This window comes from Dolichospermum sp. FACHB-1091 (assembly GCF_014697585.1).
Taxonomy (GTDB): Bacteria; Cyanobacteriota; Cyanobacteriia; order Cyanobacteriales; family Nostocaceae; genus Dolichospermum.
The window spans coordinates 93,245-117,657 of the sequence record NZ_JACJSB010000002.1 but is presented as its reverse complement, the minus strand read 5'-3'; the positions used below and the strand labels follow the sequence as shown (position 1 = coordinate 117,657).

General features: G+C 38.7%; 23 protein-coding genes. 11 read left to right on the top strand and 12 right to left on the bottom strand.

What is annotated here, in order from left to right; translation table 11 throughout:
- Nucleotides 1–218 precede the first annotated feature (218 nt).
- The 4 genes from H6G25_RS01620 to topA all read right to left on the bottom strand — a co-directional run bounded on the left by H6G25_RS01620 (nt 219) and on the right by topA (nt 4,757).
- Nucleotides 219–1,151: an ADP-ribosylglycohydrolase family protein gene (locus H6G25_RS01620; protein WP_190391001.1), complete on the bottom strand. Its 933-nt coding sequence runs from the start codon at nt 1,149–1,151 to the stop codon at nt 219–221.
- A 122-nt stretch (nt 1,152–1,273) separates the two neighbouring features.
- Nucleotides 1,274–1,723 (bottom strand): type II 3-dehydroquinate dehydratase, encoded by a 450-nt coding sequence (gene aroQ, locus H6G25_RS01615; protein ID WP_028083161.1) that lies wholly within the window; start codon nt 1,721–1,723, stop codon nt 1,274–1,276.
- A 19-nt stretch (nt 1,724–1,742) separates the two neighbouring features.
- Nucleotides 1,743–1,883 carry a hypothetical protein gene (locus tag H6G25_RS01610; protein WP_028089486.1) on the bottom strand — a complete coding sequence of 47 codons (141 nt, stop codon included), beginning with the start codon at nt 1,881–1,883 and terminating at the stop codon, nt 1,743–1,745.
- 261 nt (nt 1,884–2,144) lie between these two features.
- A complete protein-coding gene (gene topA, locus H6G25_RS01605; RefSeq protein WP_190391000.1) occupies nt 2,145–4,757 on the bottom strand; it encodes a type I DNA topoisomerase in 2,613 nt (870 codons plus the stop codon).
- Between the two features lie 423 nt (nt 4,758–5,180).
- Here topA and H6G25_RS21455 point away from each other — a divergent pair, with 423 nt between their 5' ends.
- The 5 genes from H6G25_RS21455 to H6G25_RS01575 all read left to right on the top strand — a co-directional run bounded on the left by H6G25_RS21455 (nt 5,181) and on the right by H6G25_RS01575 (nt 12,344).
- Nucleotides 5,181–8,198, top strand: a complete 3,018-nt coding sequence (locus tag H6G25_RS21455; RefSeq protein WP_277881623.1) for a Calx-beta domain-containing protein — start codon at nt 5,181–5,183, stop codon at nt 8,196–8,198.
- A gap of 359 nt (nt 8,199–8,557) precedes the next feature.
- A complete protein-coding gene (locus H6G25_RS01590; protein WP_190390999.1) occupies nt 8,558–9,184 on the top strand; it encodes a Uma2 family endonuclease in 627 nt (208 codons plus the stop codon).
- A gap of 154 nt (nt 9,185–9,338) precedes the next feature.
- The gene (locus tag H6G25_RS01585; protein ID WP_190390998.1) at nt 9,339–10,901 is read left to right on the top strand and encodes an NAD(P)H-quinone oxidoreductase subunit N; all 1,563 of its coding nucleotides are present in this window, start codon (nt 9,339–9,341) and stop codon (nt 10,899–10,901) included.
- 227 nt (nt 10,902–11,128) lie between these two features.
- Nucleotides 11,129–12,025, top strand: coding sequence for a lipoyl synthase (gene lipA, locus H6G25_RS01580; protein ID WP_190390997.1), 897 nt, complete (start codon nt 11,129–11,131; stop codon nt 12,023–12,025).
- A gap of 199 nt (nt 12,026–12,224) precedes the next feature.
- A complete protein-coding gene (locus H6G25_RS01575; RefSeq protein ID WP_028083170.1) occupies nt 12,225–12,344 on the top strand; it encodes a photosystem I protein PsaX in 120 nt (39 codons plus the stop codon).
- A gap of 21 nt (nt 12,345–12,365) precedes the next feature.
- Here the strand turns inward: H6G25_RS01575 and H6G25_RS01570 are convergent, their stop codons facing one another.
- Complete coding sequence (locus tag H6G25_RS01570) at nt 12,366–13,235, bottom strand: branched-chain amino acid ABC transporter permease (protein ID WP_190390996.1); 870 nt, start codon at nt 13,233–13,235, stop codon at nt 12,366–12,368.
- Nucleotides 13,236–13,449: 214 nt separating this feature from the next.
- Between H6G25_RS01570 and ovoA the strand changes: the two genes are divergently transcribed.
- Together ovoA and egtD are read left to right on the top strand one after the other, a co-directional pair.
- Nucleotides 13,450–14,772, top strand: a complete 1,323-nt coding sequence (gene ovoA / locus H6G25_RS01565; RefSeq protein ID WP_190390995.1) for a 5-histidylcysteine sulfoxide synthase — start codon at nt 13,450–13,452, stop codon at nt 14,770–14,772.
- Nucleotides 14,773–14,826: 54 nt separating this feature from the next.
- Nucleotides 14,827–15,804, top strand: a complete 978-nt coding sequence (gene egtD / locus H6G25_RS01560; protein ID WP_190390994.1) for an L-histidine N(alpha)-methyltransferase — start codon at nt 14,827–14,829, stop codon at nt 15,802–15,804.
- Between the two features lie 174 nt (nt 15,805–15,978).
- On the opposite strand, the gene H6G25_RS01555 is transcribed toward egtD, so the two are convergent.
- From H6G25_RS01555 to H6G25_RS01535, 5 genes are all read right to left on the bottom strand, one after another.
- On the bottom strand, nt 15,979–16,887 hold the full coding sequence (locus tag H6G25_RS01555) for a MoxR family ATPase (RefSeq protein WP_190390993.1): 909 nt from the start codon (nt 16,885–16,887) through the stop codon (nt 15,979–15,981).
- Nucleotides 16,888–17,226: 339 nt separating this feature from the next.
- Nucleotides 17,227–17,601, bottom strand: a complete 375-nt coding sequence (locus H6G25_RS01550) for a hypothetical protein (protein WP_190390992.1) — start codon at nt 17,599–17,601, stop codon at nt 17,227–17,229.
- 264 nt (nt 17,602–17,865) lie between these two features.
- Nucleotides 17,866–18,891 carry a bifunctional riboflavin kinase/FAD synthetase gene (locus H6G25_RS01545; RefSeq protein ID WP_190390991.1) on the bottom strand — a complete coding sequence of 342 codons (1,026 nt, stop codon included), beginning with the start codon at nt 18,889–18,891 and terminating at the stop codon, nt 17,866–17,868.
- A gap of 100 nt (nt 18,892–18,991) precedes the next feature.
- The gene (gene rsmG, locus H6G25_RS01540; protein WP_190391087.1) at nt 18,992–19,726 is read right to left on the bottom strand and encodes a 16S rRNA (guanine(527)-N(7))-methyltransferase RsmG; all 735 of its coding nucleotides are present in this window, start codon (nt 19,724–19,726) and stop codon (nt 18,992–18,994) included.
- Between the two features lie 182 nt (nt 19,727–19,908).
- Nucleotides 19,909–20,595, bottom strand: coding sequence for an energy-coupling factor ABC transporter ATP-binding protein (locus H6G25_RS01535; protein WP_190390990.1), 687 nt, complete (start codon nt 20,593–20,595; stop codon nt 19,909–19,911).
- Nucleotides 20,596–20,715: 120 nt separating this feature from the next.
- Here H6G25_RS01535 and H6G25_RS01530 point away from each other — a divergent pair, with 120 nt between their 5' ends.
- The 4 genes from H6G25_RS01530 to H6G25_RS01515 all read left to right on the top strand — a co-directional run bounded on the left by H6G25_RS01530 (nt 20,716) and on the right by H6G25_RS01515 (nt 23,487).
- Entirely contained in the window at nt 20,716–21,639 is a 924-nt protein-coding gene (locus H6G25_RS01530) for a Sll0314/Alr1548 family TPR repeat-containing protein (protein ID WP_190390989.1), read from the top strand.
- A gap of 74 nt (nt 21,640–21,713) precedes the next feature.
- Nucleotides 21,714–22,172, top strand: a complete 459-nt coding sequence (locus H6G25_RS01525; RefSeq protein WP_190390988.1) for a DUF3531 family protein — start codon at nt 21,714–21,716, stop codon at nt 22,170–22,172.
- 8 nt (nt 22,173–22,180) lie between these two features.
- Nucleotides 22,181–22,612: an NUDIX domain-containing protein gene (locus tag H6G25_RS01520; RefSeq protein WP_028083090.1), complete on the top strand. Its 432-nt coding sequence runs from the start codon at nt 22,181–22,183 to the stop codon at nt 22,610–22,612.
- Between the two features lie 287 nt (nt 22,613–22,899).
- Nucleotides 22,900–23,487: a Uma2 family endonuclease gene (locus H6G25_RS01515; RefSeq protein ID WP_190390987.1), complete on the top strand. Its 588-nt coding sequence runs from the start codon at nt 22,900–22,902 to the stop codon at nt 23,485–23,487.
- 83 nt (nt 23,488–23,570) lie between these two features.
- Here H6G25_RS01515 and H6G25_RS01510 read toward each other — a convergent pair whose 3' ends face one another.
- Nucleotides 23,571–23,843, bottom strand: coding sequence for a cupin domain-containing protein (locus H6G25_RS01510; protein ID WP_190390986.1), 273 nt, complete (start codon nt 23,841–23,843; stop codon nt 23,571–23,573).
- 19 nt (nt 23,844–23,862) lie between these two features.
- On the bottom strand, nt 23,863–24,201 hold the full coding sequence (locus tag H6G25_RS01505; RefSeq protein WP_190390985.1) for a Mo-dependent nitrogenase C-terminal domain-containing protein: 339 nt from the start codon (nt 24,199–24,201) through the stop codon (nt 23,863–23,865).
- Between the last annotated feature and the right edge of the window lie 212 nt (nt 24,202–24,413).

Below are 24,413 nucleotides of genomic sequence, written 5' to 3'. Positions count from 1 at the left end.
ATAGCGGACAGGACTTGTACTGAGCTTGGCTGTTGTATGCCCGCACCACAATATCTAGCCATATTCTGATTATACAGTTTAGCTGCGTAACAGCTTAACTTAGGGAGGGATAGCAGTTTACATTTAACCGATACTTTTTTGCTAACTAATACTAACAAATACATAAGTTGAGATTGTCTCTCAACCAAGGCCTGAATGGGGTTAAATCATAATTTTGTTCAAAAATCAAATAGTAATCCTATATCATTTCCACGCCTACGTATAATCTTAGGAGCAGCAAAGATAGTATATCCTTTGTTTGTAAATTCGCCAAAATCACCACCAAAGTCATATACTCCAGACCACACCGCCATCATTCTATCGGCTAATTCTAACATTTGGGAAAAATTATCAAGTCCCCATGGTGAGGAGTTAGTGAATGAGGGGGAAATTTGCCAATTTACTGGTATACCAACTATACTGTTATATGCCCCTGATAATGCTCCCGCCATTGCACCCGTAATATACTCATGAGCAAAATCATGATTTTTCGTAGCGCGGAATACGGTCAAGGAAAAATCTTCTAAGGTACTCAGAAAACAGTAAAAAGCTAAACCAATATTGTTAATTAATGTTTCTGAACTGTTCAGTTCCTTTCTTGCTGTTTCTAGTCCCACTCCTTTTTTTAACAATTCATTGACTTTTATTAATTGTTGTGGTAAGGAACTTGATGTTTGATCTAAAAAATTAACTATTTCCGAAATCAGGTTGAGAGGGTCAATTTTTTCATTTAGGGATTTAGCGATCGCATATCCTATGATTAAACTAGCATCTGTGATCAGTTGGCTATGTTGTTGGTTCAATATGAATATTCTTTGTACTTCTAGGATATTTTCTCGCATTTTCATAAGATTTTCATGAAAAAACATCACCACTGGTAATATAGCGAAGATTATTTGTCCCCAGGAGTGAATATTTGTTTCTAATTCAATTTCTGCTTGTTCTTGACGCTTTAACCAATCATCTACATCTAACCTCCCCAAACTGATTAAACTTTCCGTACCCAAAACGGCGATTTTACCCAAGTTACAACAGTTCGGGTTAGCTAAACCCTCCCCTAAAAAAGCTCCCATAAAAGCACCCTTAACCCGATTTACCAAAGAATAACGCATAATTTTGATCAGGCTAGTCAGTGGTCAGTTGTCAGTGGTCAGTTGTTTCCTATTACCTATTACCTATTCCCCATTACCTATTCCCCATTACCTATTCCCCATTACCTATTCCCCATGACCTCTTACTTCCTTAAATAAGACACCAGTGCTTGTAAGCCTAACAAATAGCTTTGAGCGCCAAAACCACTAATTTGACCAATTACCACTGGTGCGATATAAGAATGATGACGGAAATCTTCCCGACCATAAATATTACTCAGATGTACTTCGACAGTAGGTAAATTAACAGCAGCGATCGCATCTCGTAAAGCTACACTAGTATGAGTGTAAGCTCCGGCGTTAATGACAATTCCCTGATGATATCCTAATGCCCCGTGAATAGCATCTACTAAAACTCCTTCATGATTTGACTGCACGGGTAATATTTGTGCTTGTAACTCCATAGCTTTGGAATTTAACAAACGATTAATTTCTGCTAGAGTCAAAGAACCATAAATTCCGGGTTCTCTAAGTCCTAGCAAATTTAGGTTTGGCCCGTGCAGTACAAGAATACTTAAAGCTGGTAAATTCAACTCTCACACCTTCAGGACTTTAGCGACGGCGCATAGAACGTTCATGGACAGGAATCGGAACTAGTTCCGGTTCCGGTTCAGCCTCTGGACCTAGCAGGCTATCAATTAACTTCCGAGCTAATTCTTTCAGCTTTTCCAGTACCTTTTCTATATAATCCATTAAACTGACCGCTCCTGAGATACTACCTCAATTTTATTTAACAGGGTGGCAGAAACCGGCGTATGATCGCACTTTAGCCTTGCTTATGGTTGACAAATTCCCATAAGTATGGTATTTACTACCACGAGATTTCAATTTTGTGTTTTGCCTTACTTATTAGATTATCACATCCTTAATTAGTAATGGGGTAATTGGTGATCAGGAATAGTTATTGATCATTAGTCATGATCAAGAATTTATTCCGCCTAACTGCTGCTAAATCTAACTTGCTGCGTCTTTCTTTTTGCTTCTAGGAGTTGACTTAGTGGTTTTGCGTGGAGATTTTGTAGATGCTTTAGCTGAAAGTAATTCAACAGCCGTAGACAACGTTATATTTTCTACTGATTCACCTTCAGGAATACTAGCATTAGTTTTCCCATGTTTAATATAAGGACCATAGGGACCATCATAGATACTAACTGGTGCATCATCTTCTGGATGTGTCCCCAACTCCCGTAAAGCTTCTTTAGACTTACTCTTAGTTGCAGAACGTCCTTTTTTTGGTTCTGCGAGTAATTCCAATGCACGATTTAGGGTAATTGTCAAGACATCATCGGTAGATTTTAGGGAACGGTAATCTTTCCCTTCCTTCCCCTGGTCATGAACTACATAGGGTCCAAACCGTCCCAAACTAGCTTGGACTTTACCACCGGTTTCTGGGTGAGTTCCCAAAGCACGGGGTAGAGACAGTAAACCGACAGCCATTTCTAGGGTGAGAGTTTCAGGGGTCACACCTTTGAGTAAAGAAGCTTGTTTGGGTTTAGGGTTTTCCTCGCTTTTATCGCCTAATTGAATATAGGGACCATAAGTACCCAGTTTAATATAAATTGGTTCGCCAGTTTCCGGGTGACGACCAAATTGGTCAGGTCCTGCGGTTTTTTGTTTCAGCAGGATTTCCACCTGTTTAGGGTTAAGATCAGCCGGAGTCAGGTTTTTAGGGATAGAAGCGGTAAATACTTCCTCCCCATTGGTAACTTCAATGTAAGGACCATATTTACCAATACGGACTTTAGCATCTAAATTTTCTAATTCTACAGTTCTAGCTTTACTAGCGTCAATTTCGCTTTCTTGTTCCCTAACCAAAGTTTCTAAACCTTGCTCACCAAGATAAAATTCCTTTAAGTAGGGTAGCCACTGAGCCTCACCCGTGGAAATTTCATCTAGGGTTTGCTCCATTTTAGAAGTAAAACTAGGATCAACAATATCTGGAAAATGTTTTTCCAGCAAATCAGTCACAGCAAAAGCCGTAAAAGTGGGAATTAGGGCATTATTCACCAATTGGGCATAATCTTTATCAATTATCGTACCAATAATGCTGGCGTAGGTACTAGGACGACCAATACCTTCACTTTCTAAAGTTTTCACTAGAGTTGCTTCTGTATACCGGGCTGGAGGTTGGGTTTCATGGCTGACGGTTTCCAGTTCATGACATTGAGGATGATCTCCAACTTTCAAAGCGGGTAAAATTACCTCTTGATCTTCTAAAGCAGCATCAGGATCATCCGAACCTTCAACATAGGCGCGAAGGTAGCCCGCAAAATCTATGCGCTTACCAGAAGAACGAAAACCAGCATCTTCAACTTGTATTTGTACAGTAATTTGAGTTTGGCGAGAATCAGCCATCTGTGAAGCAACAGTGCGCTTCCAAATCAAATCATATACAGAAAATTCCCGTCCAGTCAACCCGGTTTCTTGGGGGGTGCGGAAACTGCTACCGGCGGGACGAATCGCTTCATGGGCTTCTTGTGCGCCCTTAGATTTAGTTGTGTATTGTCTAGGTTGGGGACTCAGATATTGTTTACCGTATTTTTGTTCTACACAAGCGCGGGCGGCGGATATCGCTTGATCAGATAAATGCACAGAATCCGTCCGCATATAGGTAATATACCCTTGCTCATACAAATTCTGAGCTACCCGCATTGTATCCCGTGCTGACAACCGCAATTTGCGGTTAGATTCTTGTTGTAATGTGGAAGTGGTAAACGGTGGCGCGGGTTTGCGGGTGACAGGACGTTCTTCCATATCCGTCACTGTCCAAGTTTTCCCTTCTAAACGGGCTTTTAGGGCTTCCGCTTCCTCTTCATTGAGTAAGACCACATTGCGACCTGCGGTAATCCTACCAGTTGTAGAGTCAAAATCGCTGCCTGTGGCAACTTTCGTACCGCCAAGAGTCACCAGAACCGCGCTAAAAGGACTTTTTTCCTGCTCTAGACTAGCCTTTAAATCCCAATATGTCCCTTCATGAAAAGCTCGGCGTTGACGTTCCTTAGTCACTAATAAGCGTACTGCTACAGATTGTACTCTACCAGCGGATAATCCCCAGGCAATTTTTTTCCATAGTAGCGGAGATAAAGTATATCCTACTAATCGGTCTAAAATGCGCCGGGTTTCTTGAGCGCGGACTAACTGCTCATCAATGGTACGGCAGTCTTTCAAAGCTTTTTGAATTGCTTCCTTAGTGATTTCATGAAACACCATGCGCTTTGTCGGCACTTTTGGCTTGAGCAATTGGTATAAATGCCAACTAATACTTTCCCCTTCCCGGTCTTCGTCAGTGGCTAGAATCAGTTCAGTTACGCCCTTGAGGGCTTCTTTTAACTGAGTAACAATTTTCTTTTTATCTTTGGGGACTACATAAATCGGTTCAAAATCGGCTTCTACATTTACCCCAAGCTGCGCCCATTTTTCCCCTTTGACGGCTGCGGGAATTTCGCTGGCCGACTGGGGAAGGTCACGAACATGACCCATGGAAGCTTCTACCCGATAATCATTTGGTAGGTAGTTGCGAATAGTGCGAGCTTTTGTGGGAGATTCGACAATAACGAGAGTTGACATGGAAATTTAAAATAAATAATAGCTATGCAGCTAAATAGTCAAGTTGGGTTAATTTTTGCGAAATGTCAAGACGAAATATCACGCCTAAGTAGTGATTGTATACTTACACAAACTGCCCAACAGCGGGGGAATTTTCTCAAATTCAAGTCTGGTGATTGTTTTGAGCATGAGAAAAGCAACCTTTGAGAGTCAATTGTCAGTTATTTCCATCTTTAACCTATCTAGCGCATAGTTGGCGACTATAGTTTGTAAAATACCCCAGAAATTTAATAGTACAGGATTCACAGTTGTTGAAAATTGGGGAAATAAACTTGAGGTGCATAATAGCTTACAACTTGATTATAACTTGTAGTATGAATGTAGAAATTGACAGTTGTAAGTATTTGTGTCACATTATTTCCATAGGAATAAATCATCAAATCCATGAATACCTTGCTCAACTCTGCCCTGACGCTGACATATAACCAACTCAGCACCTTTGCCGATTTAGACAACTTCTGGAATTTATTTGATACAGCTTTTGGTACACAATACAACCGTAGCGGTGCGGAAATTCTGCGTTTACAGTGGCTATCTGGTGATTTTAGTCAACTTCCGCAAATTGAGATTTTAGATAGTAGCATTCTTGGCAATGCCAATGGGGCTTATGCCAGTAGCAATAATCAGATTTATTTATCAGCTAATTTTCTCACCACTTCTACAGCAGAAGCTATTAGTGCAGTTTTGTTAGAGGAAATTGGGCATTTTGTAGATGCTCATATCAATCTCAGTGATAGTGCTGGAGATGAAGGGGCGATTTTTGCTGCTTTGGTACAGGGTAACAGTCTGGATACTACAACTTTACAGGCTTTGAAGGCTGAGGATGATCACGCGACGATTACGGTAAATGGGCAAAATATTCAGGTAGAACAGAATAGCGTAATTAATCCTACTTATTCATGGGATACCAATTTTGTCAGTAGTATTAATTCTTCACCGATTTTAGACCCTGTGGACACTCTGGGGACTGACACAAATGATACAGTATTTGGTCAAGCTGGCAAGTCCGTGTACAGATTTGCAAGCAATTCAGGACTTTTACTAAATGATCCGAATATCCCTATTAACAACTACTCCATAGAACTGGTTTTCAGTTTTGATGCTACTACAGGTTATCGCAAAATCATAGATTTTTCTGATCGTGTTAGCGACACAGGATTATACGTCCTAGATAATTCTTTGCAATTTTATAGCGAAACCGCCGCAGTGGGAACATTGGCATCTGGATATAATCATATAGTTTTCAGCCGTGCCAGTAACAACACTACAATTATCTATCTCAATGGCAGTGAAGTTTTGTCTTTTAATGATACTAATGGTTTAGCGGATCTGAGTCCTAATGGAGATTTGTATTTGTTTGTAGACGACACAGAAACTGACGGAGAGCATTCTGCTGGTAACGTATCTTTAATCGGTTTGTATAATAGCGTATTAACAGCAGACGAGGTACTGACAAGATATAACACTTTATCTAAAGGAACCTCAGAGTTACCTAATATCACCCTAGCAGTATCACCCAGTAACGTTACAGAAGACGGTACAACCAATCTGGTTTACACTTTTACTCGTACAGGAGCGACAACTAGTGCCTTAACAGTCAACTATGGCATCACTGGTACAGCTAATACTAGCGACTATACAGGTGCAACACCCGGAACAGGAAAAACCATCACCTTTGCAGCCGGTGCAAGTACAGCCACCCTCACAATAGACCCCACAGCAGATACCACCGTTGAAAGTGATGAAACTGTGGCTTTAACTCTAGCTACAGGTACAGGTTACACCATTAGTACAACCACTGCTGTCACGGGAACTATTACTAATGATGATTTCCCCAGCGTCACCCTAGCAGTATCTCCTAGTAGCGTTCTAGAAGACGGTACAGCCAACCTCATTTACACTTTCACTCGTACAGGAAGCACAACCAGTGCCTTAACAGTCAACTATGGTATCACTGGCACAGCCGACAGTAGCGACTATACAGGAGCAACACCAGGAACAGGAAAAACCATCACCTTTGCTGCGGGTGCAAGTACAGCCACTTTAACCATAGACCCTACAGCCGATACCATTGTTGAAAGTAATGAAACTGTGGCTTTAACATTGGCAACAGGAACAGGTTACAACATTGGGACAACTGCTGCTGTCACAGGAACTATTACTAATGATGACTTATTGCCTAATCTTAACCTCAGTGCTAACCAGACCATAGTTGAAGGTAACACCAACCCTCAAAACGTTCGTTATACCGTTACTCTTTCCAGCACTAGCACCCAAACTATTACCGTCCAATATGCCACTGCTAACGGTACAGCCATAGCAGGATCAGACTATACCAGCACCAGCGGAACTCTCACCTTTAACCCTGGTGTTACCAGTCAAGTGATCAATATTCCCATTCTCAATGATTCTCTGAATGAAGCTAATGAAACCTTTACTCTCAACTTGACTACCGCCACCAATGCTACCCTTGGCACAGCAATAACTACTACCACAACGATCACCGATACCCTCAGTGCTTCTGTGACTACTACTCTGCCCGGTGGCGTGGAAAACTTGACTTTAACCGGAACAACGGCTATCAACGGTACAGGTAATGCCAATAATAACGTTTTCCAAGGTAATAGCGCCAACAATACCCTGACCGGTCTTGATGGAAATGATACTTATCGTTTCCTAGCAAATACAGCTTTGGGAACGGACACAATTACGGAAAAAACAACAGGGGGTATTGATAATCTTGACTTTACGGGGACGACTGCTGCTGTAAATGTGAATTTGGGTATCAATACATCGCAAATAGTTAATAGCAACCTTAAACTCATTCTCTCTGCTAATAATGTGATTGAAAATGCTACAGGTGGCACAGGAAATGATCGTCTCACGGGTAATGCTCTAAATAATACCTTAAATGGTGGTGATGGCAATGACCAACTGCAAGGGTTAGGAGGAAATGATACCCTCTGGGGAGGAGCAGGTAATGATATTCTCAACGGTGGCACCGGTAATGATAGTCTCTGGGGAGGACTTGGTGATGATATCTTGACGGGAGGAGTTGGTAATGATCAATATCTGTTTCAAAGCGATAGTGTTTTTAGTACCAGCTTAGGCGTTGATTACATTAGCGAATTTGAAGCGGGACTAGACCAGATTGTATTAAGTAAAGCTACATTTAATGCCATTACTAACCTTCCAGGACAGGCTTTAACTGACTTTGCAGTTGTTAGTGATGATGAATTTGTCAATGCTAGTAACGCTCGTATTGTGTTTAGTCAAGGTACGGGAAGTATATTCTATAACCAAGATGGCAGTATTTTGGGTACGGGAACAGTGTTTGAATTTGCCCGTTTAGGTAATCCTGATATCACTCTCACTAGTAGTAATTTCAGTTTGATTGCTTAAACTGTTATAGCTTTCTTACGCAAAATCCACAAACCGCCAGGGAATGAATTCCCTGTCTAATAGCAAAAGTCATCTAAAGATGACTAAAAATCCGAAAATATCCCCAGTTTACTTTAGTGCAATCGCCGATCTTGTAGGTTGGGTTGACGAAAGGAAACCCAACATTTCCACCAAACAATATTCCCTGCCAAAATTAATTAACATCATACATCCTACTGTTACTGTTTTTTTGAAAAATTTAGGGCGATCGCCATCTCCTCTTATTATCAAGGTGAACTTTACGTTAGCCTTTTTAATTCGGAGTGCATGGATTTAGCGAAAATGCTAGAGTGATGATATTGATGGGGCTAAGTTGACCTATGACCATTGCAACCGAAATACCAATACAACAGCAGTTACTAAGTTTTGGCGATTTTATCGTCCGTTATGGTGACAGTAACCGCTACGAATTGATTGATGGAGAGGTGTTTGATTTAGAACCAACGGGCTACCATGAAGAAGTTTCAGCTTTTACTACCACAAAAATTTGCGCCCAAATTGATGCAATAAGTTTAAATTGGTTTGTCCTTCAGCGAGGATTACTACGTCCTTCTAACTTGGGTATGACAGCATTTCGACCTGATGTTATGGTTATTGATCGCAATGAACTTGCGAAAGAACTACTTTGGAATGACCAATCAATCCTCACGCTGGGCAGTTCGATTAAATTTGTGATGGAAGTAGTTAGTAGCAACTGGCAAAACGATTATGCGCGTAAAGTCGAAGACTACGCAATTCTAGGTATTCCTGAATATTGGATTGCGGATTATGCGGGTCTAGGTGGGACTCGACATATTGGGAAACCGAAACAACCTACCCTTTCCATTTGTACGTTAGTCAAAGGAGAGTATGAAATTCAGCAAATTCGAGGCAATCAACCCATTACTTCCCCGACATTCCCAAATTTCCAACTGACAGCTGAACAAGTTTTAAAGGCTGGCAGATAAAGTGCTTTAAGCTATGCTTACAGGAATATCCGGTTAGCTAAAATCAAATATAAGAATTATCAACTGTTAAAGATAGAAAGATCAATGCAATTTTAGTTAAAAACTATAGATAGAATAAACTTGTGTCAGCTAATCGCTAAAACCTATACATCTCATGGATTTTGCTAATTTTGCATCCCAGTTAAATGCGGGAACGATTTTACCAGAGGGAATCGTCATGATTACCCTTCTGGGGGTTTTGATTGTTGATTTGATTTTGGGGCGTAGCTCTGCTCGCTGGATTGGATATCTAGCTACGCTCGGTTTAACAGCGGCAATAATTGCTCTATACTTTCAATGGGATACAACTACCCCCATTGCCTTTACTGGTAGTTTTAATGGTGATGACCTGAGTATTGTCTTTCGTGGTATCATCGCTCTATCGGCGTTGGTGACAATATTAATGTCAATTCGCTATGTCGAACAAAGTGGTACGGCTTTAGCCGAATTTATCGCTATTTTGATGACTGCGACTTTGGGAGGAATGTTTTTATCCGGCGCTAATGAGTTGGTGATGATTTTCATCTCTCTAGAAGCCTTGAGTATTTCCTCTTATTTGTTGACAGGTTATACAAAACGTGATTCCCGTTCCAATGAAGCGGCGTTGAAATACCTGTTAATTGGTGCTTCTAGTACAGCAGTATTTTTGTATGGTGTCTCCCTCTTATATGGTTTATCTGGTGGACAAACGGAATTAAGTGCGATCGCTCAGGGTATCGCCACAGCGAATGTTGGTCAGTCTCTGGGTTTAGTAATTGCTCTAGTTTTCGTAATTGCGGGTATTGGCTTTAAAATTTCCGCTGCACCTTTTCACCAATGGACACCAGACGTTTATGAAGGCGCACCTACCCCTGTAATCGCTTTTTTATCCGTCGGTTCTAAAGCAGCCGGGTTTGCTCTGGCTATCCGCTTATTAACTACTGTCTTCCCGATTGTAGCTGATGAGTGGAGATTTGTTTTTACCGCTTTAGCTGTCCTAAGTATGGTATTGGGTAACGTTGTCGCCCTAGCCCAAACTAGCATGAAACGGATGTTGGCTTATTCATCTATTGCCCAAGCTGGGTTTGTGATGATTGGCTTAATTGCGGGAACTGATGCCGGTTATTCCAGTATGATTTTCTATCTATTGGTATACCTGTTTATGAACCTGTGCGGCTTTACTTGTGTGATATTATTCTCTCTCCGCACGGGAACAGACCAAATTGCCGAATACTCAGGTTTGTATCAAAAAGATCCTCTTCTCACACTGGGTTTGAGTATTTCCCTGTTGTCTTTGGGTGGTATTCCCCCATTAGCCGGATTTTTTGGGAAAATTTACCTATTTTGGGCAGGTTGGCAAGCTGGTCTTTACTGGTTAGTTCTGCTCGGTTTAATTACTAGTGTGGTTTCTATCTATTACTACATTCGTGTAGTTAAGATGATGGTGGTCAAAGAACCTCAAGAAATGTCCGAGGTAGTCAAAAATTATCCCCAAGTGCGTTGGGATTTACCAGGGCTTAGACCTTTACAAGTCGGTTTGATAGTAACTTTGATAGCTACTACTATCTCTGGAATTTTATCTAATCCCTTGTTTACTTTGGCTAATAATTCTGTTACTAACACTCCTATGTTACAAGCAGCAAAGGCTGTCAGTACACAAGTTAGTGTTATTACCAATCAAGAGCCACAGCAATTTTAGGTTATTTGTAAATAGTGGATAATGGGTAATAAAGCTGATCTTCAATAGATCTCTGGAGGTAAAGATTGTAGAGACGTTCCATGGAACGTCTCTACATTGGTGTGACACTTGCGTAAGTCCTATTTTGGTTAATTGCCAATGTAATAATAATTACGAAGCATAAAACTATTTAATTTTCTGTTTGATAAAGGTGACAATTTGATTAATATGAATTCTCATTGATTAATATGAATTCTCAACAAAAGGTTGATATCAAGTCAGAAATTATAACTATACCTAGCTGGTTGCGTCGTCCTCTGGGCAAAGCTAGTGAGATATCTACTGTCCAGCGGATCATTAAGCAGCGTCAAATTCACACGATTTGTGAAGAGGGACGTTGTCCAAATCGGGGCGAATGCTATGCTCAAAAAACAGCGACTTTTTTATTAATGGGTCCGACCTGCACCAGATCCTGTGCTTTTTGTCAAGTAGATAAAGGTCATGCCCCCATGGCTTTGGATGAGCAAGAACCCCAAAAAGTAGCAGAATCAGTACAGCTTTTAGGATTGCGGTATGTGGTGTTAACTGCTGTAGCCCGTGATGATTTAGCTGATGGGGGAGCAGGTCATTTTGTCAAGACTATGGAAACTATCCGTGACCTGAACCCAGCAACTCAAATTGAAGTGTTAACATCGGATTTTTGGGGTAGTGGAGGTCTAGCTGGCCAACGTCATAGCCTAGAGATGATTATTCAAGCTGAACCGGCTTGTTTTAACCATAATGTGGAAACAGTCCGCAGGTTAACCCCAACCGTGCGTCGAGGGGCAAAATATGACCGCTCCTTGGCTGTATTAGCGACAGTTAAAGAATTTAATGATCAGATTCCTACGAAGTCGGGTGTGATGGTGGGTCACGGAGAAACAATAGATGAATTAATTGAGACAATGAGGGATTTGCGCTCTGTAAAGTGCGATCGCTTAACCATTGGTCAATATATGCGTCCTTCTTTAGATCATCTCCCAGTCCAAAAATATTGGACACCGGAGGAATTTACAGAATTAGGTGATATAGCCAAGGAAATGGGTTTTAATCATGTCCGTTCCGGTCCGTTGGTTCGCAGTTCCTACCACGCTGGGGAGGAATAAGGGGACAGGGAACAGGGAACAGGGGACAGGTTACAGGGGACAGGGGACAGGGGTGCAGAGGAGAAGATTTTTCCTACCAACAACTGACAACTGACAACTGACAACTGACCAACCTTACAAAAATATTTTTAAAGAATTTGCAAAATTGGCGCGTGAGTTTGCTATTTCTTAAAAAGCCACAAAATTAGGAGAACCGCTTATGACTGCTAAAGGAAAACCTGCTGCTAAACCTTCCTACGCTTTCCGTACTGGTTGGGCTTTATTACTTTTGGCTGTTAACTTTTTGGTAGCAGCTTACTACTTCCACATTATTGAATAGTTAGAAGTAGGCTGGTGCTGCTTAAATTGTGCCTTTGAATAAACCCTTGGGACGAATCAGCAGCACCAAAATCATGATTAATAGGGCTACACCTTGTTTATACTGTGAACCTAGCCAAGGGGTGCTAACTTCTTGGGCAATACCAATTATAAAGGCTGCGGCGATCGCTCCGTAAGGATTGCCAATTCCGCCCAAAATTACAGAAGCGAATAGGGGTAAAATCAAAAACCAACCCATATTTGGACGCACGGCTGTAATTAGCCCGTACATACTACCTCCCAGGGAAGTGAATGTACCAGCAATTACCCAAGTCCAAAGAATTACTCTATCAACATTAATACCCGATACTCTAGCTAAATCTAAATCGTCAGCCACTGCCCGCATGGCTTTACCAACTTTGGTATTTTGTAGTAGGTAGTGAAGGGATAAAATGGCTAAAATAGCTAATCCCAGTACCAATAATTGATTTTGCGGTACTCTTAATGTACCAAATTCTAAAGCTGATATCACAGGTAGATTATAATTTTGGTTTTTACCTCCCCAGATAAAAATAATGCCGTTGCGGAGGAATAAAGCCAGCCCAATGGAGATAATGATCAGACTTGTGGAGGTGGCACGGATAGACCGCATTTTTGACCACAGTAATTTTTCTGCTAGTAACATTCCTCCTACTGTTCCCAAAGCTGCTAAAATCATTGACAGCCAAATATTTACACCTGTACTATTGGTCATCAGGGTTAGATAAGCGCCCAAGGTGAGAAAATCACCATGGGCAAAATTAGATAACCGTAAAATTCCGTAGGTTAGAGTCAGTCCGACGGCTGCTAGGGCAATAATGCTACCTACAGCAATACCGTTGATCGTCAATTGAGCAAATTGTTGTACATCCATAATTATGAGGTGATTTTCATGCCTTTACCCGTTTCTATTGCATATAATCGTAACTTTCAATTATACATTTTGTAATCGGAATATGTAAACTTTTTTTACGAACTTATCTATATACTGAGAAGACAACATAACATAGTTATGTTAACATAATCTCAGATAAAATAATTTAGTTAATCCAAGTTATACCAAGGAATTAATTACCAAGGCTAATAAAATGACAGATACCCATATTCCCCAACTCGATAATTGTAGTTCCACAATCCTACTTAAATATTTTGAAAATTCCTGGGAAATGGAAGAAACCTTAATGAAAAGTGTAATTAAGGAAGAAACCTTTTATCTAAATCCCGATCCTTTAAGAAATAAATTAATTTTCTATCTTGGACATTCGGCTGTTTTTTATATCAATAAATTAATTCAGGTCGGTTTATTAACAAATCGGATTAATCCCCAATATGAAACTCTGTTTGAAATTGGCGTTGATCCAGAAACACCAGCAGAACTAGAGGAAGCTATTCAAGGATTTAACTGGCCTGATGTTGAAAAAGTCTGGGAATATCGAAACAAAGCTAGGTCAGAAATCACAGCAATCATTAACAACACTACCCTAAATTTACCCATTCATCAACAACATCCTATTTGGGCTTTATTAATGGGAATAGAACATAGTCGCATTCATCTGGAAACCTCTTCGATGCTGTTGCGTCAACTACCAATTGATAAATTACAACGTCCCCAAAGATGGAATTATGCACCGAGTAATGGAGAAATTCCTGATAATCAAATGCGAGAAATTCCCGGTGGTGTCGTCAAATTAGGAAAAAGTGAAGATGATTTAACTTTTGGGTGGGATAGTGAATATGGTAATTTAGAGATTGAAGTAAAACCATTTTTAGCTAGTCAATATCTAATTACAAATGGAGAATTTTTAGAATTTGTTCAAGCAGGTGGTTACAACAATTCTAATTACTGGAATGCTGAATCTTGGACGTGGAAACAACTCTACAATGTAGAATATCCTAAGTTCTGGATAGTCCAAGAAAATAACTATCGTTATCGTGCTACATTTGATGAAATAGATTTACCTTTAGATTGGCCTGTAGAAGTTAACCATTATGAAGCAATGGCTTATTGTCAGTGGAAAGGTAAGAAGACTCGGTTAATGACAGAAGCAGAATGGAATCAAGCTCTGAAAATATCTGAAGATTCTCGGTTATCAAATAACTACAATCTCAACTTACAATTTATTTCCCCAACTCCTGTAGGAATGTTTTCAGAAAATAATCAATCTGGTATTTCTGACTTACGGGGTAATGTTTGGGAATGGTTGTCTAGTAGATTCTACCCCTTACCAGGATTTAAAACCCATAATCTTTATCCAGATCAATCTGCACCATTTTTTGATAATAAACATTTTATGATGTTGGGTGGTTCTTGGGCAACGAATGGTACAATGGCTTTAGCTTGTTATCGTAACTGGTTTCGTCCGTTTTTTTATCAGCACGTCGGTTTTAGAATTGCTGAAAGTTTGGATTAAATAAATATCTTTTTTTCACCCAGAGTCGCAGAGTAAACAGAGAGGATTTAGCAAATGATTACACAACCTTTAACAGTTTTAGATCATCATTATCAAGAGCTAAGTATTGATGGTAAAGATGTCATTAAGGGGTTAACTGAAAAACCGAAAAATTTACCCCCCAAATATTTTTATGATGATCCTGGTTCTCTATTATTTGAAAAGATTTGTGAGTTACCAGAATATTATCCGACTCGTACAGAAGCCTGGATTTTACAACAATATGCTGATGAAATTGCAGAAATTACAAATTGTTGTGAGTTGATAGAATTAGGTAGTGGTAGTTCTACAAAAACTCAAGCTTTATTAACTGCTTATCAAAAAATTGCTAACTCTTGTAGATATCTTCCTATTGATGTTAGTGGAGGTATTCTAAAGACTAGTGTTTTACAGTTACAAGAAAAGTATCCTGATTTCTCTATTCATGGACTATTAGGGACTTATGAACAGGCTTTAGTTCATCTAGAATCGAATTATTTACAATCACGGATGTTATTTTTCTTGGGAAGTTCTTTAGGGAATTTTAACCCAGAAGAATGTGATATTTTCTTAAATCAAGTTTCTCGCACTTTACAACTAGGAGATTACTTTTTATTGGGTATTGATTTACAAAAACCCCAGGATATTTTAGAAGCTGCTTATAACGATAGTCAAGAAGTGACTGCTGCTTTTAATTTGAATATGCTTTCTCATTTGAATTGGCGTTTTCAAGGTAATTTTGATATCAATTTGTTTAGACACCAAGCAATTTATAATCAAGTTGATCATCAAATTGAAATGTATTTACATTGTCAAAAAAGTCATTGGGTATCTTTAGAAGTTTTGGATTTAAAGGTATTTTTTGAAGAAGGAGAAAGTATATTAACAGAGATTTCCCGGAAGTTTGACTTAGTAACTATGGAAAAACAATTACAAAGTAAGGGATTAAATACTGTGAAAACTTGGACAGATGAAAAAGGGTGGTTTGGTTTGATTCTTTGTCAGGCTACATAAGGTGAGGTTCTTATTTTTTTACTAGCATTCAGATAGTACAAGACATTTAATCACACTAAATTACTAACCATGAAACCACAACCTATCCCCCTACAACATAGACAAGAATCTTTATATACATCGGTTTTAGGGTTCCGACTTACTTACAACCTCCCATAATATTACTATTACATATTAAGGAATAGGTAAAGACCTCAATAACCGTTCAACTATAGTTTTAGCATTTCGTCCCCCTCTAGGAATCAGACGATGACAAAGAACGTGGGGAGCAAGAAACTTGATATCATCGGGAAGAGCATATTCTCTACCTAAGATAAAAGCCAAAGCTTGAGCAGCTTTTTGTAACGCTACCGTACCACGGGGACTAACACCAAGAGTAATTTCTTCATCATGTCTAGTAGTCCGCACCAATTCTAAAATGTATTGTTGTAAAGATGTTGCTACTTTAACCTGGGAACAAGCTTGACGTAATGCTTGTACTTCTTCTAAAGTGATACAGGGCTGTAAATCAGTAACCTTGAAACCTGCTTGTAAATTTTGTAGCATTTCCATTTCTTCAGATTCCGAAGGATATCCCAAACTTAAAGACAGCATAAACCTGTCCATTTGCGCTTCTGGGAGGGGAAAAGTCCCTTGATACTCAATGGGGTTTTGGGTAGCAATGACAAAGAATGGCTGGGGAACTGGACGGGAAACACCATCAATTGTGACTTGATGTTCTTCCATGACTTCCAGTAAAGCTGACTGAGTACGGGGTGTAGCGCGGTTGATTTCGTCAGCTAGTAGGACATTAGCAAATATCGGACCAGGGAGAAATGTAAATTCACCGCTTTTAGGATTCCAAATATTTGTACCAGTGATGTCTGTAGGGAGTAGGTCAGGAGTACATTGTAACCGTTGAAACTTACCATCTACGGAACGAGCTAGAGACTTGGCCAAGAGGGTTTTACCGACTCCAGGGACATCTTCTAATAAAGCATGACCACCACCAAGTAAGGCTACTATAACCAAGCGGATAGCTTCATGTTTTCCAACGATGGTACGAGCTAAGTTTTGTGTTAAAGCGTCAATTTTTTCTCTCATGTAGTACCTGGGGGGGAAATGTAGAAGGAATTATGAAGTGTAAAAAGGATTTTAGAATCCAGAACCGTCTCAATCACTATTTTTAACACTAATCTACTTCTATGGTAGGTTGGGTTGAGGAACGAAACCCAACAAAATCATTGATTATGTCATGTTTCACTATTACTCAACCTAACCCGCATTTCTTGAACCGACAAGTATTGAAACCAGAGATGAACCCAAAATTTCTAGAAAATCGGTTACAATATTTGCTATTGAGTTACGAAATATATAACAAATTAAGCACAAAGTACATGAATAAATGAGGGTTTGAGAGGTTTTATACCTAAAACTGCTTAATTAATTGCATCTGTTAAAGACAAGACCACCCCCTGAAATTACTTCAAGTGTATTAGGAGCGGGTTGTACAAAAATACTTTTCGTTCCCCTATCTTTTTCTTGAGTTACTAACTGAAGTCCTTGAATATACCAATTACCTGATGTACTGAATTCAAAGTCTTTTCTCTTAGCTTTTGGTGGGAACTTCATTCGCGTTACTAATTCCCATGTATTGTCACCATAGATTTCCATTGTTATTGTATTAACTGCCTGACCAGTCCTATATGCAGTAATCCAACATCCTAAAACCGAGGAATTATTTGTCTGGGCTATTGCTGTAGGTATTAATTGGAACTTTGAAAAATCACAAAAAACCATAAATAGCGATAAATTCATGGCTATACTAAGCTTCCAGAAGATTTTGCTGTTCATGTTCAAAAATAGGGCTTATGTGAGTTAGGTGAGGATACCAAGACTAAACCGACGAATTGATGTCTAGACAAAAATTATACCAAATTTTGTATTAAAGCGTCAATTTTTGTCTTATGTCCTATATTGTATCAGAGGAAATATAGACACAGTTTTTAACCACGAATTTAGTTTTAAGTTGATAATTTAGCCTTTCTTACAGTATTCTCACGTAACACTTGTCATCCATCATTAAGAATTAAAAATTGCTTGAGCTGCTGTACAATCAAGTTGAATTTGATTTTTCAGTGCTTCCAAAGAGGGAAATTTCTGTTCAGGACGCAAAAATCTTACTAACTGTATCTCCAAAATTTTCCCGTATAAATCACCAGACCAATTTAAACAATGTACTTCCACACGAGTATCTATACCATTAACCGTGGGACGGTTCCCGATATTCATGACCCCTAATTGCTGAATAGGGTCTGTATCTGGAGTTTGATTATGAATGATCACCTCCACAGCATAAACACCATGTCGAGGTAAAAATTTATCCTTTGGTAGTTGGATATTCGCTGTAGGAAAGCCGATAGTTCTACCTAATTTCTGACCTGTTACTACTTCACCCGTAAGAGTATAAGGTCTTCCCAGCAAACGATTTGCTTTAGGAATATCACCTACTTCTAAACTTTCCCTAATTAAGGATGTACTGATACGAGTATCATCTGTTGTGGATAAGCTGTCTGTATCAGTTTTTATAGGAACTATGGTCACGGGTATATTGTATTTAGCTGCGAGTATTTGCAAATCCTGGGCTGTACCCATACGCTTCTTGCCAAAACAGAAATCTTGGCCAACGCTAATTTGTTGACATTGGAGTTGTTGAACCAGAATTTTATCCACAAATTCCTCCGGGGAAAGAGCGGACAGTTCTCTATCAAAAGGTAATAATACCAATTGTTCTACCCCAAGCGATCGCAATTGTTGCACTTTTTCATCCAGTGGTGTTAACAAATCACGGGGTTGTCCTGTAAAAAACTCATGGGGGTGGGGATCAAAAGTAACAACGGTTGAGTAAGGGCGCGGATTTTTTCGGGCTGGGGGGGTTGAATTTTCCCCGCTTTCACCCCATACTAACTGTAATACTGGCTGAATTACTCTTTGATGACCAAGATGAACACCATCAAATTTGCCAAGAGCAACAGCAGTTGGTGTCAGCAGTCCTTCTGTTGAAGAAGCAACCCATACAGAACAACCATTTTGAGACAAATTTAACACTTGGATTTGGGGATTTTAAGTTTATTATCGCTGGCGGCGTTGACGCTCTCACGCTATATATCTAATCACTAATCTAATCTAAAATCGAGAAATTCGCTGATTAAATTGGTTTTTGACTGGGTATACCAACCCCACGGGGAAAACTAATTGGTGTGTTAGTCACTTTTCGCAAATACAGACAATGACGCATACTATTACTCAAAGGAGTGGCAAATTCTTCAATTAATTCAACTACTCCACCTAGTTGTTCAACAGCAGTTTCTAAACTTTCATTTTCTGCTTCGCTCCAAGTACCTCGATAAATAACCGCCAAACCGCCTTTTCTGACTAATGGTAAACTATATTCAGCACAAACAGAAACATTTCCCACAGCCCGAATCACCGCTAAATCATAATATTGTCTATGTTGATATTGTTGACCAACTTCTTCCGCTCTCCCAAGTAAAGTTTTCGCATTATTAAGAGCAAGCGTTGATAAAATATCCTCAACAAAAGCAATTTTCTTGCCTGTAGAATCTAAAAGTGTAACTTGAGAATTGGGAAAAATTAAAGCAATTGGTAAACCAGGAAAACCTGCACCTGTACCAATGTCAATTATCCGTTTTCCCCTGTCAATACCGGGAATAAATATTTGTTTTGGTGCAATTCCTCGCAAGGAATCCCAAAGATGTTTCTCCCAAAAATCTTCAGGTTCAGTAATCCTAGTTAAGTTAATTTGGCGATTTCCGGCAATGATTAATTGATAAAGTTGTTGAAATTGCTTTTCTTGTAGATTCGTCGGTTGCCAATTCAGCGTTTTTTGCCATATTTCCGCCATTTTCGGCAAATTAGCGATAGATAAAGATTCTATATCCATTATTGAAAATCACTTTTTCCCATTAATTTTAGCCGATTTTTACTTGATCATTGATCTCAAATTTATCTGCGGTTAAATTCCCTATTTCTTGACAAAATATGAATTAAATGAACCACGAAGACGCAAAGAACGCGAAGCAGGAAGAAGAAGGAAGAAGAAAGTTAATACTCACCCGGTAAATTAGTCACTACTTCTTGTGTTTTATTTCCCAAAGTTGTCGGCTCAACTGATTTTAAAATACCATGATCTAATGTCCAACAATAATCAGCTATTGGCAATATATCACTGGCATCATGTGTTACAACTAACAATGTCCAATCTTTTTTCAGTTTGGCTAATAAGTTCACCAGTTGCCGACGCATAGACCAGTCTAAACCTGCTGTAGGTTCGTCTAATAGTAATAAATGCGGCTGACGAATTAATTGGACTGCTAAAGCTAACCGTCTTTGTTGTCCCCCGCTTAAATTAATAGGAGAAGCAGATAAAGATAAATTATCTAATCCCACTTCTGTTAATGCTTGTTTAACCTTTTCTAATCCCAGTTCAGGATGTCCTAAGCGTAATTCTTCTAAAATTGTCCCCCCGCAAAAGTGTCGTTCTGGAAATTGAAATACTAAACCTGCTAATTGTTGCAGTTGTTCAGCTATGAGTCCCTGCTCTCGCCAAAAAACCCCACCAGTGGTAGGATCAGCTAGTCCAGATAGAATTTCTAATAAGGTGCTTTTCCCTGAACCGCTAGGTCCAATTATTAAACCTAGTTTCCGGGGTGGTAATTCTAAGTTAATGGCTTGGAGAATTGCTTTGGGGCAAGCCGTGGGATGATAAGTTAGATTTCTAAGATAGAGCATCTGTTAAGATTACCAAGTTAGGGTAAATTTTGGTGGCAATGGACGTAATTTATAATGCACTGTTTTGTATTTTAGGTAATAGATAAAACAATTTCAACCGTAATTATTTCCTTGATGACTATGTTAAAACAGTTCTTAATTCCTCATTTCATCATATCTCGGCGATTTCCTATATTTTTAAAAGTGACTGTTACTACTTCAATTCTTTTAAATCTATTTGTAAATCCCTCCTTTTCTGCTGATCCATTTCGGACTCAAAAACCTCGTAAAATTGGTGATAATACGGAAGCTGTTTTTAAAGCGATTTTCCAAGAGGGAAATTACCCAAAAGCTAAAAATTCCTTACAAGCAGCTATTTCTAGCGAACCCAATGAACCCTTAATTTATATGATTCAGGCTGGTTTAGCTTATAGAGATCAAGATTGGGTTAGTTTGGAAAAATACAGTCAAAAGACTCTGGAAACTGCACAAGATCTTATTCCTAGTGATCCATTACGTGGTAATTTATACATTGCTGTCAGTCATTTTTTGGAGGGGGCGCTAATTCTCGGTAGAGAAGGGACTATCAATGGTGCTGAACCTGCTTTTAGTCGCTTACGAAAAGTATATACATATTTTGACAGAGCGGAAGAAATTTCTGCCAATGATCCAGAGTTAAACTTAATTCGCGGCTATATGGATTTAATGTTAGCTGTAAATTTGCCTTTTACTAGTCCAGATGATGCAATTGAACGGTTGCAAAAAAATGCGTCACCTGGTTATTTAGTAGATAGGGGTATTGCTTTAGCCTATCGAGATTTGAAGCAATATTCTCAGGCTTTAGATTATGTCAACCGCGCTTTAAAAGCAACTGCTGACAACCCAGAAATTTACTATCTAAAAGCTCAAATTCTTCAGGAAAAAGGAAAAAGGGAAAAAAGTCAGGATTTAATTAAGGAAGGAATAGTTTATTTTGACAAAGCATTAGCTAAAAAATCCCAACTTCCTGTTAATTTAGTCAAACAAATTGAATATGAACGCAGTCAAGCTGTTAGTAATTATTAGTCATTAATCATTGGCAATAATTTCTTACCTATTACCTATTACCAATTACCAATTACCAATTACCCATTACAAAAATGCAAATTCAATTCCGCGAGTTTAATCCTTTTGATGTCTGGATTTGGTTGAAGTTTAGCACCATTCCCTCCCAACAAGAAAAAAAATATGTAGAAGAAGTATTTACTTCCTGGTTTTATTTAGGTAAATTGGGGGGATTTAATGCGGAAAATCTGCAAGTACAAGATACAGGAATTGATATCAGCTACATGAATTATGATGAACAGGGCTATGATAAAAGCTTACTGGCTTTGATGCACAATATGGGTGAATTTGAATATGAAGGAGATTGGATGCGTTGTTGGTTTGATTTGGGAACAAGTGATGCGATCGCTTTAGACATTCTGATTAACGCACTAACACAACTAACTCAAGAATATGTCGCTATTGAAGAACTATATATTGGTGGTGAAAATTCAGATTGGCCTATAGAAAATAGTGAAAGTCGCCCCGATTCAATCTACGATAATTACAATTAATTACTATCATGAATAAAGAAGGTCAAATTCGAGTAATTGTTTTAGCACTAATTCGAGATGGTAATAGAATCTTTGTTTCTGAAGGATATGATCCTACAAAACAATCAATCTTTTATCGGGCCTTAGGTGGTGGTGTAGAATTTGGTGAAACTAGTCGCATAGCTTTAATTAGAGAGTTTCAAGAAGAAATTCAAGCCGAATTAACCAATATTCGCTATCTAAGTTGTATCGAAAACCTATTTACTTTTAACGGTAAACAAGGACATGAAATCATTCAACTTTATGAATGTGATTTTGCAGATTCCAAATTTTACCACATCGAAAGTTTAACTTTTTCAGAAACACCAGAACGTCAACATCGCGCATTATGGATAGATATTTCTCGGTTTAAATCTGGTGAATTAAGATTAGTTCCTGAAGTATTTTTCGATTTTTTATAAACAGGTTTCTAAACCCACACAGGTGGGTTTTGTCTCTGTATACCCGGTTTCTAACCGCCTAATTTAGTCTAAATAATCAATTGAGTTGAGAAGTCGGGGATATTATTGCTATTTTAAAAATAAAGGTAAATATAGGACTCCTATTTGATTTTTGATAGCTTACGTTGCGTAGCCATACAAGACTCAGTAGGTATCAATTCTGTCTTTACTGTTCCCTGTTCCCTGTTCCCTGACCACACAAGTAAATTCACAGAATCAAACCAGATTCCTATAGGAGAAAGTTAATTATGACCTTACAATTAGCAAAACCACAGGTTAAAAATTTTCGCTTTACTATTTCTCAATACCATCAAATGAGTGAAGCCGGTATTTTGTCAGAAAATGATAAAGTAGAACTGATTAATGGAGAAATTATAGAAATGTCACCAATTGGTAGAAGACACGCAGCTTGCGTTGACAGAATTAATCGCTTATTCAGCAATATTCTGGGAATAAAAGTAATTGTTAGGGTACAAAATCCGATTCTCTTAAATAACTTATCTGAACCTGAACCAGATATCGCATTACTAAAACCTCGCGCAGATTTTTATGAATCTGGACACCCCCAACCCCAAGATATATTCTTATTAATTGAAGTTGCAGATAGCAGTATTGAATATGATAGAGACGTGAAAATTCCTCTCTATGCTAGTAGTGGTATTACTGAAGTTTGGTTAGTTGATATTTATCAACAAGTAATTACTGTCTATCGCTACCCTAGTGAAAATGGTTATAGGGATATTCAAATACTAAGTCGCGGGGAAAAATTATCAATTTCAGCATTCCCCGAAAATAATTTATTTGTAGATGATATTTTAGGAACAATAGTTTCATAGCAACCCGCTAAAAAATATCAAATTCCCATCTCTCAGATATTGATTATTTGGGTTGCGTCAAAATTAGTAAAAATAAATTACAATTAATCAAAGCGATAATGTTTCTTGACATCGCTGATAATTTCCCAGACACAAGACATACCAGCAGGAAAAGTCACTAAATCTCCCTTACCCATTTGTACCGCTTGTCCTCCATGAGGAGTGACAATGACATTACCTGCTAAAAAGTAGCAAATTTCCTGATCATCGTAAGTCCAGGGAAACTTAGATATTTCCTTTTCCCAAATTGGCCAATTAAATACATCTAACTGATGGAGATGTGCAAGACTTGGTTGATGTTCGACTTTAATTTCCATGGCCTATTTAATGTTGTATTTAGCAGTAAGATTCAATGTCTTCTCCACACTTGTCTACTAAATAACATAATGCACGAAAACGCAAGCCTACAAACTGGTCATACAGGGGGTTCAATTTGCATAAAGGGGGAATGTGGGCGATTTTGCGACCAAAAACCACGATATCACGCTCAAAGGGACATTGGGCAGGAATAAGTTTAGCAATCAATCTAGCAACTTGACGATTATCAATTTCGATTTCATCCAGAAATTGACGTAATTTTTGCAATAAATTAAACTGATTTTTAGCTTGACGGTTTTGCTCCTCATGGTTAACAAAACTAGAGATAATCATTGGTTGACTATTGGTTTTCAGCATCGTTGTAAATCCTCCGTAGATGAGATTGATGAAAATTTGCCTTGGCCATGCCATGTACAAGATAAATTCTCTTGGTAATTTGCACTGAACTTGGGGAACGGTAAAGTAGTCGAACTAATTTTCATTTAAACGGGCTTTACATGGAATAACTGTTCCCCCCAATACAAAATAACAAACAAAATATAAAAATGGTATATTATTAGCTTATAGAT

What these genes read in the sequence shown, in the direction of transcription:
- ovoA (WP_190390995.1), top strand. Translation starts at nt 13,450, where the DNA reads ATGACAGATACCCATATTCCCCAACTCGATAATTGTAGTTCCACAATC.
- lipA (WP_190390997.1), top strand. Translation starts at nt 11,129, where the DNA reads ATGAATTCTCAACAAAAGGTTGATATCAAGTCAGAAATTATAACTATA.
- H6G25_RS01575 (WP_028083170.1), top strand. Translation starts at nt 12,225, where the DNA reads ATGACTGCTAAAGGAAAACCTGCTGCTAAACCTTCCTACGCTTTCCGT.
- topA (WP_190391000.1), bottom strand. Translation starts at nt 4,757, where the DNA reads ATGTCAACTCTCGTTATTGTCGAATCTCCCACAAAAGCTCGCACTATT.
- H6G25_RS01610 (WP_028089486.1), bottom strand. Translation starts at nt 1,883, where the DNA reads ATGGATTATATAGAAAAGGTACTGGAAAAGCTGAAAGAATTAGCTCGG.
- H6G25_RS01530 (WP_190390989.1), top strand. Translation starts at nt 20,716, where the DNA reads ATGTTAAAACAGTTCTTAATTCCTCATTTCATCATATCTCGGCGATTT.
- H6G25_RS01535 (WP_190390990.1), bottom strand. Translation starts at nt 20,595, where the DNA reads ATGCTCTATCTTAGAAATCTAACTTATCATCCCACGGCTTGCCCCAAA.
- H6G25_RS01620 (WP_190391001.1), bottom strand. Translation starts at nt 1,151, where the DNA reads ATGCGTTATTCTTTGGTAAATCGGGTTAAGGGTGCTTTTATGGGAGCT.
- H6G25_RS01590 (WP_190390999.1), top strand. Translation starts at nt 8,558, where the DNA reads ATGACCATTGCAACCGAAATACCAATACAACAGCAGTTACTAAGTTTT.
- H6G25_RS01550 (WP_190390992.1), bottom strand. Translation starts at nt 17,601, where the DNA reads ATGAATTTATCGCTATTTATGGTTTTTTGTGATTTTTCAAAGTTCCAA.
- H6G25_RS01570 (WP_190390996.1), bottom strand. Translation starts at nt 13,235, where the DNA reads ATGGATGTACAACAATTTGCTCAATTGACGATCAACGGTATTGCTGTA.
- H6G25_RS01510 (WP_190390986.1), bottom strand. Translation starts at nt 23,843, where the DNA reads ATGGAAATTAAAGTCGAACATCAACCAAGTCTTGCACATCTCCATCAG.
- H6G25_RS01555 (WP_190390993.1), bottom strand. Translation starts at nt 16,887, where the DNA reads ATGAGAGAAAAAATTGACGCTTTAACACAAAACTTAGCTCGTACCATC.
- egtD (WP_190390994.1), top strand. Translation starts at nt 14,827, where the DNA reads ATGATTACACAACCTTTAACAGTTTTAGATCATCATTATCAAGAGCTA.
- H6G25_RS01505 (WP_190390985.1), bottom strand. Translation starts at nt 24,201, where the DNA reads ATGCTGAAAACCAATAGTCAACCAATGATTATCTCTAGTTTTGTTAAC.
- H6G25_RS01520 (WP_028083090.1), top strand. Translation starts at nt 22,181, where the DNA reads ATGAATAAAGAAGGTCAAATTCGAGTAATTGTTTTAGCACTAATTCGA.
- H6G25_RS21455 (WP_277881623.1), top strand. Translation starts at nt 5,181, where the DNA reads ATGAATACCTTGCTCAACTCTGCCCTGACGCTGACATATAACCAACTC.
- H6G25_RS01515 (WP_190390987.1), top strand. Translation starts at nt 22,900, where the DNA reads ATGACCTTACAATTAGCAAAACCACAGGTTAAAAATTTTCGCTTTACT.
- H6G25_RS01585 (WP_190390998.1), top strand. Translation starts at nt 9,339, where the DNA reads ATGGATTTTGCTAATTTTGCATCCCAGTTAAATGCGGGAACGATTTTA.
- H6G25_RS01525 (WP_190390988.1), top strand. Translation starts at nt 21,714, where the DNA reads ATGCAAATTCAATTCCGCGAGTTTAATCCTTTTGATGTCTGGATTTGG.